At 73.1% G+C, this 11485-nt stretch carries 15 protein-coding genes; 6 read left to right on the top strand and 9 right to left on the bottom strand.

Annotation, left to right across the window (positions count from 1 at the left end; genetic code table 11):
* Window positions 1-16 precede the first annotated feature (16 nt).
* From ACLBYG_RS02015 to ACLBYG_RS01995, 5 genes are all read right to left on the bottom strand, one after another.
* Complete coding sequence (locus ACLBYG_RS02015; RefSeq protein WP_447680432.1) at window positions 17-358, bottom strand: hypothetical protein; 342 nt, start codon at window positions 356-358, stop codon at window positions 17-19.
* Between the two features lie 41 nt (window positions 359-399).
* Window positions 400-1911 (bottom strand): DUF2336 domain-containing protein, encoded by a 1512-nt coding sequence (locus ACLBYG_RS02010; RefSeq protein WP_447680431.1) that lies wholly within the window; start codon window positions 1909-1911, stop codon window positions 400-402.
* The gene (locus tag ACLBYG_RS02005; protein ID WP_447680678.1) at window positions 1908-3029 is read right to left on the bottom strand and encodes a lytic transglycosylase domain-containing protein; all 1122 of its coding nucleotides are present in this window, start codon (window positions 3027-3029) and stop codon (window positions 1908-1910) included. The genes ACLBYG_RS02010 and ACLBYG_RS02005 overlap by 4 nt, the downstream gene beginning before the upstream one ends.
* A gap of 89 nt (window positions 3030-3118) precedes the next feature.
* Complete coding sequence (locus ACLBYG_RS02000; protein ID WP_020091635.1) at window positions 3119-3748, bottom strand: flavin reductase family protein; 630 nt, start codon at window positions 3746-3748, stop codon at window positions 3119-3121.
* A gap of 11 nt (window positions 3749-3759) precedes the next feature.
* Complete coding sequence (locus ACLBYG_RS01995; RefSeq protein WP_447680430.1) at window positions 3760-4323, bottom strand: nitroreductase family protein; 564 nt, start codon at window positions 4321-4323, stop codon at window positions 3760-3762.
* Between the two features lie 153 nt (window positions 4324-4476).
* Here ACLBYG_RS01995 and ACLBYG_RS01990 point away from each other — a divergent pair, with 153 nt between their 5' ends.
* The gene (locus ACLBYG_RS01990) at window positions 4477-5394 is read left to right on the top strand and encodes a hypothetical protein (RefSeq protein ID WP_026604700.1); all 918 of its coding nucleotides are present in this window, start codon (window positions 4477-4479) and stop codon (window positions 5392-5394) included.
* Between the two features lie 30 nt (window positions 5395-5424).
* Here the strand turns inward: ACLBYG_RS01990 and ACLBYG_RS01985 are convergent, their stop codons facing one another.
* The gene (locus tag ACLBYG_RS01985; RefSeq protein WP_447680429.1) at window positions 5425-6312 is read right to left on the bottom strand and encodes a DMT family transporter; all 888 of its coding nucleotides are present in this window, start codon (window positions 6310-6312) and stop codon (window positions 5425-5427) included.
* Between the two features lie 279 nt (window positions 6313-6591).
* Between ACLBYG_RS01985 and ACLBYG_RS01980 the strand changes: the two genes are divergently transcribed.
* Window positions 6592-6990, top strand: coding sequence for a PRC-barrel domain-containing protein (locus tag ACLBYG_RS01980; RefSeq protein ID WP_020091631.1), 399 nt, complete (start codon window positions 6592-6594; stop codon window positions 6988-6990).
* 51 nt (window positions 6991-7041) lie between these two features.
* On the opposite strand, the gene ACLBYG_RS01975 is transcribed toward ACLBYG_RS01980, so the two are convergent.
* Window positions 7042-7284 carry a hypothetical protein gene (locus tag ACLBYG_RS01975; protein WP_020091630.1) on the bottom strand — a complete coding sequence of 81 codons (243 nt, stop codon included), beginning with the start codon at window positions 7282-7284 and terminating at the stop codon, window positions 7042-7044.
* 281 nt (window positions 7285-7565) lie between these two features.
* On the opposite strand from ACLBYG_RS01975, the gene ACLBYG_RS01970 reads away from it, so the two are divergent.
* The 4 genes from ACLBYG_RS01970 to ACLBYG_RS01955 all read left to right on the top strand — a co-directional run bounded on the left by ACLBYG_RS01970 (window position 7566) and on the right by ACLBYG_RS01955 (window position 9007).
* Window positions 7566-8060, top strand: coding sequence for an HD domain-containing protein (locus tag ACLBYG_RS01970; protein WP_447680428.1), 495 nt, complete (start codon window positions 7566-7568; stop codon window positions 8058-8060).
* 109 nt (window positions 8061-8169) lie between these two features.
* Window positions 8170-8376 (top strand): hypothetical protein, encoded by a 207-nt coding sequence (locus tag ACLBYG_RS01965; protein WP_020091628.1) that lies wholly within the window; start codon window positions 8170-8172, stop codon window positions 8374-8376.
* 120 nt (window positions 8377-8496) lie between these two features.
* On the top strand, window positions 8497-8754 hold the full coding sequence (locus ACLBYG_RS01960) for a hypothetical protein (protein ID WP_447680427.1): 258 nt from the start codon (window positions 8497-8499) through the stop codon (window positions 8752-8754).
* 94 nt (window positions 8755-8848) lie between these two features.
* Complete coding sequence (locus ACLBYG_RS01955) at window positions 8849-9007, top strand: hypothetical protein (RefSeq protein ID WP_170855131.1); 159 nt, start codon at window positions 8849-8851, stop codon at window positions 9005-9007.
* A gap of 185 nt (window positions 9008-9192) precedes the next feature.
* On the opposite strand, the gene ACLBYG_RS01950 is transcribed toward ACLBYG_RS01955, so the two are convergent.
* On the bottom strand, window positions 9193-9381 hold the full coding sequence (locus ACLBYG_RS01950) for a hypothetical protein (protein WP_020091625.1): 189 nt from the start codon (window positions 9379-9381) through the stop codon (window positions 9193-9195).
* Window positions 9382-9725: 344 nt separating this feature from the next.
* Window positions 9726-11414, bottom strand: coding sequence for a methyl-accepting chemotaxis protein (locus ACLBYG_RS01945; RefSeq protein WP_447680426.1), 1689 nt, complete (start codon window positions 11412-11414; stop codon window positions 9726-9728).
* Window positions 11415-11485: the final 71 nt, after the last annotated feature.

Raw genomic sequence — 11485 nt, 5'->3', positions numbered from 1 at the left:
CCTCGGATCTGAGCCGTCAGAGCACGAAACGCCCGAGCTCGTTCGCCGGGAAGGTTCGGAAGCGCCGGTATCCGCCCTGTACGGCCTGGGCGAGGGACGCGACGCCCGCGAGATCGCCCGCCTCGGCCCTGCGGGAATCCGCTTCGGTCAGGACGAGGCCCACCGTGATCGAGACCGCGCTGATCGAGACCGGCACGGCGAGAACGTGTCGGCCGGTCAGCCCGTCGGAGGCGACCACGTCGACCGCGTAGAGGCTGAACAGGTAGGCGCGCTCCGCGATCAGCGTCCGCGCCTCCGCCAGGACGTAGCGCGGCTCCTCCCCCGACAGCCGGCGATATCGGGAGATGTCCGGTGCCATCGCTCCCCCGAGCGGCGAGCCTTGGCGGATTCAGGCGGCGATCAGGCGGCGATCCGCTCCGGCTTATCCTCGCTCGCGGCCGGCTCCGGCCCGGCGGGGTCCCGGCTGGCGCGGAAATGATCGAGGATGCTGTCGCCCAGTCCGTCGAGCACGAGGTCGGTCGCGGCCTGGACCTCCGGGTCGACCTCCTCGGGCCGGTACCAGGCCAGGATCTGCTCGGGCAGCGCGTCGAGGATCGCGCCCACCGGGTTGACCGGCTCGGCCTCGGCAGGCCCGTCCGCGGCGTCGGCGATCGCCACGACGACCGGGGTCGCCGTATCGGTCTCCTCCGCGAAGGCGGTCCGGCGCTGGCTCTCCAGGGCGGCGCGCCACGCGGCGTCGGCGGCCTCGGCCTCACGGCGGGCGGTCTCGCGCGCCAGCGCCTGGGCGGCGATGGCGCGGGCCACCTCGCGCGCCTCGTCGCGGGCCGCCTCGGCCTCGTAGCGGTTGAGCAGCGTGATGACCGGGTGCATCTCCGGATCCGACAGGTCGCCGCAGGCTCCGATGGCGGATTCGATGAGGCGCCGCGACAGGCCGGTGCCCCGGACCGGGGCCGCCGCGCGGGCGAGTTCCTGCCAGGCGGCGAGCGCCGCCCGCATCGCCGGCAGGAGCGCTTCGGGCAGCCCGGCGCGGTCGTGCAGGTCCGCGAACAGGCGCGGGTCGCGCATGGCCCGGGCGACCCCGGCATGATCCTGCCCCGACAGGTCGGCCAGGGCGGCGAGCGCGAAGTCCGTCCGGCCCGAGAGCACGGCGCGCAGGATCAGGCCCGCGGTCAGCTGCCGGCTTGCGCGCAGATGGGTCACCAGCCGCGTCACGGCGGCCGCGCCGAAGCCCTCGCAAGCCTCGAGCGCGACGCGCTCGCCGGCCTCGCGGCTCATCCGGTCCAAGCGCTCGGCGCCGAGCCAAGCGCGGTCGGTGACGAAGTCGGCGAGCGCCCGCGCCACCGCGATCCCGAGGGCATGGCGCACCTCCGGCGGCAGGTCGGCGCGGGCGAGGAGCGCCTCGCGCAGGGCGGCCTCGTCGCCGCGGCGCTCGATCATGCGCAGCATCCGGCCCGCGGTGATCTTCGCCGTCGGATTGGCCGCGAGTACGACCAGCGTGTCGGTCTCGCCGATCTCCGCCAGGGCGCCCGCGACCGCGTGCGAGAGGTGGTGCCGGGCGGCGATCACCGCGCGGGTAGCCTCGTCGCCGAGGGCGGCCGCGTCCACGAGGTCGGCGTCGGTGAGGACCGGCGAGCGGGCGAGCACCGGCCGCGCCACCTCGGGAACGTCGGAGGACAGAGCGACGACCAGCGGGCGCGGCGCCCGCGCCGAGGCCGCGCAGGTCTCGGCGAGCGCCCGGCGCACGAGCGGCGACGGGTCGTCGAGGAGCGCGAGCAGCGCGGTCTTGGCCTCCCAGGCCGCGTCGGCGCCCAGGTCGCCGTAGAGGTAGGTCCGGGCCAGCGTCGCGGTCGCTTCGGCCCGGCGCTCGGCCGAGGCGTCCTGCGTCCAGGCCAGAAAGTCGCGGATGATCATCGACCGCTCCGGGGGGCGAACAGGCTGGTCCTGCTGCCGGACATGGACGCTGCGGCCGCGAGGTCCGCGGGTCGGCGGGGCGGCAGCGGCGGATTGAGGAGGGCGGCGCCCGGCGGCGTCGCCGCCGGTCCGGCCGCTGCGCCCGTGACGGCACCCGTGACGGCACCCGTGATAGCACCCGTGACGGCGGGCTCCGCGACGGCGACGCGCGGTGGCGGCTCGGCGTCGGAGCGCGGGAAATAGGTCGGCGCCGCGTGCTGCACCGGCGCGGCGCTGTTGCGCGCCTGCCAGAGACGGGCCGCGGCGTCGGAGGCCGCGCCGCGCTGGTCCGTCTGGAACAGGCTGCGCAGGTCCGAGGTCCCGCCGAACGCGGTCGCCGCGCTGGCGTAGGCCGAGACGGCCTGCGGCGCCGCGGCGCCGTCCTGGCGCAGGCCGGTGAGGTCGGTGGCCGCGGCGCCCTGGGCCGCCGCCGAGAGGCTGGCATAGAGTTCGGCAGCACTCCGCGGCCGGCCGGCGCGGTCGTAGAACAGCGCCCGGTTGGCACCGGCCGCCTCCGGCAGGTCGAGGGCGGCGGCGCGCTCGGGGAAGGCGCGGGCGGTCGAGATCAGGGCGGCCGCGCCCTTCGCGCCCAGCACGTGGGCCGCGTAGAGATCGCCCGCGGTCGGCTCGCGACCGAGGGCGCCCGTGAGGGCGTCGGCGTTCTGCTGGGTCAGCGCGCCGGCCAGCGTCGCGGAGATCTTGGGATCGCGGCGCAGGTCGAGGATCGCCTGCCGCTGGCTGGCGTCGGGAACCGTGTAGGTGCCGTCCGACTGCCGGGTGATCGCGTCGGCCTGCGCCTGCAGGCCGAGCCGCGGCCCGGCATTCTTCATCACGCCGAGCCAGGTCTGCTCGATGAACTGGAACAGGCCGGTGGCCGAGGAGGTGCCGGCCTTGGCGGCGGGATCGAGGGCGGATTCGCGCCGCGCCGTCGCCAGGAGATAGTCGAAGCCGACGCCGCTCGCCGTCGCTCCGTCGCGGATGGCCTGGACCACCGGCCCGGAGGCGGGCGTGCCCGGCAGCGCCCGCGCCTGGGGCGGCGGGTTCTCCGGTGGGCTCGACGGCGTGGTGAACAGGAACATCCGGGCGGGCACGGTGCTGGAGACCGCCCGAACCTGCGCCCGCTATGGTAAACAAGTCCTCAATCGGCCGCGCGCGACCGGTTCCTGTTTCAGGACCCGGTGAACTCCCCCGCGCCCTTCGGCCGGCGCATCTGGAAGCGCGTGTCGGCGGTAGCGTGGAAGTAGTCGAAGTACCCGCCGCGCATGATCGGGTGCATCGCCGCCGTATCGACCATTCCGTCCGCGACGTACCGCTCGTCGACGTAGATCGATACCACCTGCCCGATCACCAGGAAGTTCTCCGCCTCCCCGCCCGAGAGGGGCACCAGCGGCACGGTCTGGAGCCACCGGCACTCCAGGGCCGCCGGCGAGGCGGCCACGCGCGGCGGCCGCACCTTCTGCGAGGGCGCGGTCTCCAGGTTGGCGAAGGCGAACTCGCTCGTTCCGCGCGGGAGCGGCGCCGAGGAATCGTTCATCCCGTCGCGCAGGTCCCAGGTGGCGAGACTGCAGACGAACTCCCGGCCCTCCTCGGCGAAGGTCATCGCGTCCTTCCGGCCCGAGGAGGAGAACGCGACCATGTTGTCGGCCACGGCGTTGAAGAACGAGTAGGGCGCGAGGTTGAGCGCGCCCGCGCGGTTCATGGCGCTGATCCAGCCGATCGGTCGCGGCGCGACGATGGCCTTCAGCGGGTTGTGCGGGAGGGCGCGCGACTCGCGCGGCAGGTCGAGGTCGTAGTGCACGGCCGGTCCCTTCACAGGTAGGTGACGATCTCGTCGAGGGCCGGCCGCGGCCGGTCGGAGGGCACCTCGCGCGCCCGGCCGATATGGACGAAGCCGGCGAGCTTCTCGGTGGGCGCGAGGCCGAGGGCGTCGAGCACGCGGCGGTCGTAGGCGAACCACTCGGTCAGCCACGACGTGGCGAAGCCGGCGGCGTTCGCGGCGATCACGAGATTCATGGTGGCGGCACCGGCGGAGAGCACCTGCTCCCAGTCCGGGATCTTCACGTGCGGACCCGCCCGCGAGACCACCGCGACGACGACCGGCGCGTGGGTCAGGCGGGCGCGTTCCTGCGCGAGCCGCTCGGGCGTCGCGTCGGGATTGTCGGCCGCGAAGGTCGCCGCGATGACCTCGCCCACCTTCGCCCGGGCCTCGCCGGCGATGACGATGAAGCGCCAGGGCGCGAGCTTGCCGTGGTCGGGCACCCGCGAGGCGGCCGTCAGGATGGTGTCCAGCTGCGCCCTGTCGGGCCCGGGCTCGTCCAGCAGCGCCGGCGGCACCGAGCGTCGGGTCTTCAGGAGATCGAGGGTGGCGGTCATGCGCTCCGTCCCGGTATCGCGTCCCGACCGGGATGTGGCATGCGCGGGCCGCCGGTGGAAGAGCGGCCTTGCCGCCGCCACGGTCGGGAGTCAGAGGCAGGCCTGGACGATCCGGTGTCGCGACCGGCGAGACGAGCAGAGAAGGGCCGACCGATGCGCATGAGGCTTGCAGCGACCGCGCTGGCGATGCTCGCCGCCGGCCCGCCGGCCGCGCTCGCGCAGCAGGACCCGTTCCAGAACCGGCTCGGCGGCGCCCTGCCCTCGCCGTCGATCACGACCCCGAACCTGCCGCCGTCCCTGCCCCCGGCCGAGCCGGACGCGCAGCTGTCCCTGTCGGCGCTCCTGTCGGGACCGGGCACGGCCCTGCGCCAGGGGCTCGCGTGGCGGATCTACGAGGATCGCGGCGACGGCACGCGGCCGTCGATCGTCGCCCGCTCGACCGAGGCCGAGCCGCATTTCACCCTCGCGCCGGGCGCCTACGTGGCGACCGTGACGTACGGCTTCGCCAGCGCCTCGAAGCGGATCGTGATGGGCGGGCAGCCGACGACCGACACGCTGCGGGTGGCCGCCGGCGCCCTGAAGCTCGCGGGCGCCGTGGGCGATCAGAAGATCCCGCCCGGTCAGGTGATGTTCTCGGTCTTCGTCCCGGTGGGGACCAATTCCGAGGGCCGGCTGGTGCGCGCCGGCATCAAGACCGGCGAGCTGCTGCGCCTGCCGGAGGGCACGTACCACGTCGTCTCGACCTACGGAGAATCGAACGCGATCCAGCGCGCGGACCTGCGCGTCGAGAACGGCAAGGTCACGGAGGCGACACTCAACCACCGCGCCGCGACGGTGACCCTGAAGCTCGTCGCCGCCCCCGGCGCCGAGGCCTTCGCGGGCACCGCCTTCTCGGTCCTCACCCCCGGCGGCGACACGATCCGCGAGGCGATCGGCGCCTTCCCGCAGGTCACCCTGGCGGAGGGCGACTACGTGCTGATCGCCCGCCACGACGGGCAGGTCTACACCCGGGAGTTCAAGGTCGAGAGCGGGCTCGACCGCGACATCGAGGTCGTGGCGAAGTCCGGCTGACGCTCCCGGGCCGACGGCTCCGCGCCGTTCTCAGGCGAAGCGCCGCGCCAGCGCCACGCAGGCGGCGACGGCCAGCGCGGCGGCGATCATCGCCGGCTCGATCCGCTCGCCGAGGACCAGCGCGGCCACGCCGAGGCCCAGGAACGGCTGCAGCAGCTGCAGCTGGCCGACCGACGCGATGCCGCCGCGCGCCAGGGCGCGGTACCAGAACACGAAGCCGATGAGCATGCTGAACAGCGCGACGTAGCCGAGGCCCGCCCAGGCCGGCAGCGGGATCGCCGCCAGCTCGGCCGGCCGGAGCAGCAGCGCGAGGGGCAGGCTCACGGGCAGCGACAGGACGGTGGCCCAGGCGATCACCTGCCAGCCGCCCAACCGGCGGGCCAGGACGCCGCCCTCGGCGTAGCCGAGCCCGCAGAGCAGGATCGCGGCCAGCATGAAGGCGTCGCCGGGACCCGGCGGACCGTCGAGCCCCCGCGCGGCGAAGCCGACTGTGACCAGCGCGCCGGTGATCGAGAGCAGCCAGAAGACCGGTGACGGTCGCTCGCCGGAGCGCAGCGCGCCGAACAGGGCGGTGGCGAGGGGCAGCAGGCCGACGAAGACGGTGCCGTGCGCGGCGCCGACCGTGCGCAGGGCCAGCGCGGTGAGGAGCGGGAAGCCGACCACGACGCCCGCGGCCACGATGGCGAGCGCCAGGAGATCGGTCCGGCGCGGACGTGCCTGCCGGAGCGCCAGCAGGGTGGCCGCGCCGGCGAGGCCGGCGAGCGCCGCCCGGGCCGCGCTGAGGAACAGGGCGTCCATGCCGGTCAGCGCGAGGCGCGTCGCGACCAGCGACGCGCTGAAGATCGCGACGCCGATGAGGCCGTCCACCCAGGCGCCGGTCGCCGGTCCGCGCGTCGTCTCGATCACTCCCCCCGCCACGGATGTCCCCTCCCGATACGTGCGGCTCCCGGCATGCCGTGCCGGGGCGCGGTCGGCCAGGAACGGTCGGGGCGCCGCCGGGCAATCTGTCCCGGTCGATCTTCGATACAGTTGGCCACCCCGTTCACCGCGCCGGAGCCTCGTGAGGGGCCTCGCCGCGCGGGTCGCGCGCCGGCCGAAGGTTCCATGTTCCGCGCATTAACATTTCCGTGCAGTCGCGGAACGATGCGCCCGAGGCGGCCATTTCAGACCACCCATACCGGGCCACTGGAGTACACCATGCGCCGCCTCGTCATCGCCGCCTTCGCCGCCGCCGCCCTCGCCGGGCCCGCGCTCGCCGCCAACGAGGCGCCGCAGACGGTCGCGCCCAAATTCGAGACCGTGCCGCAGGACGCGGTGCTCAGCTACAACCTCATCGGTCTCAACGTGACCGACGCGCAGAACAACACGGTCGGCGAGATCAAGGACCTCGTGATCGATCACGGGAAGCTGGCCGGCTACATCGTCTCGGTGGGCGGCTTCCTCGGCCTGGGCGAGCGCTACGTCGCGGTCTCGCCGAGCTCGATCGCGCTCGGCTACGACGCCGACGCGAAGAAGTGGAAGGCCATCATCGGCGCCAGCAAGGACCAGCTGAAGGCGGCGCCGGAGTTCAAGTACGAGGGCAAGTTCAAGCGCTGAGGCGCACCGCCGCGGCCGGGCCCAGCGCCCGGCCGATCCGGCGCCCCGCACTCAGACGGAGGCGTCGAGGGCCTGTCGCGCCAGGCGGGCGACGAGCGCCTCCCGCTTGGCTTGGCGCAGCACGATCCGCGCCGCGGCCCGCGCGTTGGACGCGCGCAGCTCGGCCCGCGGGCCGCCGTCGCGCAGGGCGCGCCACGCCAGCGCGCGGAACCAGCGGACGTTGGCCAGCGCCGCCGCCCTGCGGCTCAGCGGCCCGCCGACATCCAGCGGCTTCTCGAGTGTTCCGGACGTCATGGTCTCGATCCTGAAGCGCGACTCGCCGCTTGTCCGATTATGGAACAACAGATGGCGATTCCACGGGAGCTGAGCAATAGTGTTGCCAACGTGAACTTTTGAATCGAGCGCGAAGACTGCGCATCCACGAAATGAGGTAGTCCCGCCCCGGGACGGCACCGGGCGACGGGGCACCGCGCGGCGGGCGATCCTGCGGGAACGCCGCGGCGGGGACCCGACTTCCCGCAACGGGAAGCCGGTGCGGCGCCGATCCGGGCCGGTCGATCTGGAGAGCCGGTCGCGTGCCGACGATTTTCGATGCCCATACCTTCGCCCTCACGGCGCATGCGGGTCAGCTCGACAAGGGCGGCGAGCCGTGCATGCGGCACCTGGAACGCGTCGCGAACGCCGCCCAGACCCGGGCCGGTCACGCCCGACTCATCGACGGGCTCGACATCGACCCGATGCGAGTCATGCAGGCGGCGCTCCTGCACGATGTGCTGGAGGACACGCCGCGCACGGCGGCGGACCTCCGCGCCGCCGGCTTCGAGGCCGACATCGTCGAGACGGTGACGCTTCTCACGAAGCCGCGGAGTCGGATCGCGTATTCCGAGCGGATCACCACCCTGATCGCGGCCGGCAACCTCGCCGCGCTGCTGATCAAGATGTCCGATACCGAGGACAACCTCTGTCCGACCCGGATCCCGCCCAACGCCGCGTTCCTGCGCGAGCGCTACGCGACGGCGTTCGAGCGCCTGAAGGCGGCGGCGGCGACGCGCGGGTACACGGGCCGCTGAGCACCAACCCAGGCGGGGAACATTCGCGCGAGCGTCCGGTAGATCCTGCAACGCCCGGGCTGACCGCTGAGGTTCCGGACCCGGGGATGTGAGTGCCGGAGAAGCGCCGATGACACCGTCGACCCGTTCGCCCGCCGCGATCAGCGACGAGGGGCGCCACGCCCGTGACCGCGGCGATCCGATCACCGCCAACCCCTATCCGGCGGATTCGGAGTCCTGGGCCACCTGGGATCGCGGCTACCGGATGCCCGACGAGCAGGCGCGCGCCGCGACCCCGGCTGCGGTCCGGGAGGACGCGCCACCGGAAGCATCGTGATCCGGGACCCGTGCCGGCCGGTCGGCGACGCGGTCGGAACAGCGGCCGTGGCATGGGGTTGCCCGCACGACCGGTCACGGCTCCGCGAGCGCGATGGCCGGACCGAGAGGGAGATCCGCCATGAAGGTCACGAGTCTCGCCATCGCCGCCCTCCTCGCGGCCGCGATCCCCGCCACGGCCGCCGAGAATGCCGGCAGCGCGACCAGCCGGTCGGGCACGTCCAACAGCACCGGCCCGAGCGACGCGGGGTCCGGCTCGACACCCGGCGCCGCCGGCAGCGGCCCGTCGACCGGCTCGATGAGCCGCTCCGGCACGACGAACAGCACCGGCCCGAACGATGCCGGATCCGGCTCCAAGCCGCCGGCCGGCGGCCGCTGACGGGACCGCGTCGCGCAGCGAGCGGCGCGGAGATCCTGTTTGGCGATATCGCCAAACAGGATCTCCGCGCCCTCACACGCTACAGGGAGGATCCGTGCCGGCACGCACCCGCATCGCACTCGCCGCTCTTCTGCTGCTCGGCCTCGCCGCCTGCGACGACAAGCAGGCGCAGAACAACACGCCGACGAAACCCGACTCCACCAAGATGGAGCCGCAGACCGACCAATCGGCGCCGAACACGCAGAAGCGCTAGAGCCGTTCCCGAACGGGGCAGGTGCGGACGGGGACGCTCGCCGAGCCGCCGCTGTTCGTGGCGCTGGTCCGTTCCCTCTGTGGCGGAGGCCACACGTCTCTGCGGTCCGACCGGGGAACCCGATCATCCGGACCGTCGCGACACCTCCGGGGTCGGCACCGGTGACGGCCGAGCATCCCGGGCGGTCAAGTCCGGATCGGCGAGGGACTTGTCTCGGATTGGCCGGTGGTTGCGCCGGTCGGCGGATCGCCGGACGGGTCGGCGATCAGCGGTACGGCGGCGCCGAAGCCGAGAGCGGCCTCGACGAGGATATCGTCGAGCGCGTCCGCGACCCACACGGCGCCGTCGAGGACGGATGTCAGGATTCGAGTCATCGGCACCTCCCTCCCGCATCCCGGGTCGCCGCCGCCGGACGGCGGCGACCCGGGATGCGGTCTTCAACCGGTTCGCACCCGCCGTCTCAGACGAAGTGCATCGGGAGGGCGCGATCCAGGATCTCGACGTAGGTCCCGGCGAGAACCGCGACGGTGGCGGCGGCGACGGCCGTGGCGAGGGCGAAGCGGGCAACGAGGGTCATCGAAGTCTCCATCAGGTCCGCGACTGTGTTCGCGGTGTGACCCTGATGTAAGCTCAAGCTTTCCCCGCCGAGGTGCTGCGGCACACCCCGGCAGTGAACTGGACCGCGAGGCCTATATCGCCGGGCTCCTCAGTCGGCGCTTCAGGCGGCGCGCACGGTCGCGAGGAACCGTCCGACCTCGGCGGACAGGTGCTCGGACTGGCGCGACAGCTCCGAGGCCGCGCCGAGAACCTGGCTCGCCGCCGCGCCGGTCTCCTCCGCGGCGCCGGCCACGCCGGCGATGTTGCTGGTCACCTCGCCGGTGCCCTGCGCGGCCTGGGTGACGTTGCGGACGATCTCCTGCGTCGCCGCGCCCTGCTCCTCGACGGCGGCCGCGATCGAGGTGGCGACGCTGTTGATCTCGCGGATGCGCCCGGTGATCGTCCCGATGGCGGAGACCGCCTGACCGGTCACGCCCTGGATCCGGCCGATCTGACTGGAGATCTCCCCGGTCGCGCGGGCGGTCTGTTCCGCCAGCGCCTTCACCTCGGAGGCGACGACCGCGAAGCCGCGGCCCGCCGCGCCCGCGCGGGCGGCCTCGATCGTGGCGTTCAGCGCCAGGAGGTTGGTCTGACCGGCGATCGAGGAGATCAGGCCCACCACGTCGCCGATCTTGGCGACGGCGCCGCTGAGTTCCTGGACGAGGGCGCCGGTCTCGTCCGCCTCGCCGGCGGCGGAGCGGGCCAGCTCGGCCGAACCCTGGACCTGGCGCCCGATCTCCTGGACGGAGGCGCCGAGTTCCTCGGCGGCGGCCGCGACGGTGCTGACGTTCGAGGCAGCCTCCTCGGCGGCGGCCGCGACCGCCCCCGACTGCGCCGAGGTCTGGCCTGCCATGGCCGACATGGAGCCGGCGGTGGCCTGCAGCTCGGTCGCGGAGGCCGAGACCTGCCCGACGATGCCGCCGACCGCCGCCTCGAAGCTGTCGGCCATCTGGCGCATGCCGATCCGGCGCTGCTCCTCGGCGGCGAGGCGCGCCTGCGCGGTCTCGGCCTCCAGCGCCTTCATCTGGATAAGGCCCTGCTTGAACACCGCGACGGCCGACGCGATGATGCCGATCTCGGTCTTCTCGCCCTGATGCGGGATCTCGGCCGACAGGTCGCCGGCGATCAGCGCCTGCATCGGCCGCACCACCGCGGCGATGCCGCGGGTGACGCCGAGGACGATGATCACGCCCGACAGAGCGGAGACCGCCACGGCGAGAGCGATCGCGACGAGGCTCACCGTCCAGGTCTCGTTGAAGACGGCGGTGCCCTGGGCCTGCGCGGCATCGGCGCCGGCGTTGTTGATGGCGATCAGCTTCTCGAGAGCCTTGGAGGCGGCGCGGCGCGGGATGAGGCCCTTCGTCTCGTAGAGCTGATAGGCCTCGGTCTTCTTCCCGGCCCGCGACAGATCGACGACGTCGTTGCGCACCGCCTTGAAGGTCTGAGATTCCTGGTTGAACGCGTCGAAAAGCGACCGCTCTTCGGGCGAGCTGAGCAGGCCCTTGTAGACCGCGACCCGGTCGGCCAGCTTCCGGTCGAAGCTGTCCATATCCTTCTCAATGCTGGCGAGCAGCGCCGGATCGGTCGCCTGCGTGTGCCGCAGGAGAAGGCCGCTGCTGCGGGCGGTCAGCGTGTCGATCTCGCCCAGCGCCCGGATGCTCGGCAGCCAGTTCGTATCGATCTCGACCGCCTGCTCGCGCAATTTGCGCGTACTCACGAGCCCGAGCACGCCGAGCCCGATCACGAAAACGGTCAGGACCGAGAAGGCCACGACCAGCTTTGTACGAATGGAGACACTCTGTAGCGACACGGCGGCCTCGACGGAGCCGAATAGAACAATTCGGCGGCTGCACGGCGCACGATTAGCGAAATGTATTTAAT

The sequence above is a fragment of the Methylobacterium sp. D53M genome (assembly GCF_053345625.1).
Note: the sequence above shows the minus strand (reverse complement) of the source record. Positions and strands in the feature narration are given on the sequence as shown.

What these genes read in the sequence shown, in the direction of transcription:
- ACLBYG_RS02015 (WP_447680432.1), bottom strand. Translation starts at nt 358, where the DNA reads ATGGCACCGGACATCTCCCGATATCGCCGGCTGTCGGGGGAGGAGCCG.
- ACLBYG_RS02010 (WP_447680431.1), bottom strand. Translation starts at nt 1,911, where the DNA reads ATGATCATCCGCGACTTTCTGGCCTGGACGCAGGACGCCTCGGCCGAG.
- ACLBYG_RS02005 (WP_447680678.1), bottom strand. Translation starts at nt 3,029, where the DNA reads ATGTTCCTGTTCACCACGCCGTCGAGCCCACCGGAGAACCCGCCGCCC.
- ACLBYG_RS01995 (WP_447680430.1), bottom strand. Translation starts at nt 4,323, where the DNA reads ATGACCGCCACCCTCGATCTCCTGAAGACCCGACGCTCGGTGCCGCCG.
- ACLBYG_RS01990 (WP_026604700.1), top strand. Translation starts at nt 4,477, where the DNA reads ATGCGCATGAGGCTTGCAGCGACCGCGCTGGCGATGCTCGCCGCCGGC.
- ACLBYG_RS01980 (WP_020091631.1), top strand. Translation starts at nt 6,592, where the DNA reads ATGCGCCGCCTCGTCATCGCCGCCTTCGCCGCCGCCGCCCTCGCCGGG.
- ACLBYG_RS01975 (WP_020091630.1), bottom strand. Translation starts at nt 7,284, where the DNA reads ATGACGTCCGGAACACTCGAGAAGCCGCTGGATGTCGGCGGGCCGCTG.
- ACLBYG_RS01965 (WP_020091628.1), top strand. Translation starts at nt 8,170, where the DNA reads ATGACACCGTCGACCCGTTCGCCCGCCGCGATCAGCGACGAGGGGCGC.
- ACLBYG_RS01960 (WP_447680427.1), top strand. Translation starts at nt 8,497, where the DNA reads ATGAAGGTCACGAGTCTCGCCATCGCCGCCCTCCTCGCGGCCGCGATC.
- ACLBYG_RS01950 (WP_020091625.1), bottom strand. Translation starts at nt 9,381, where the DNA reads ATGACTCGAATCCTGACATCCGTCCTCGACGGCGCCGTGTGGGTCGCG.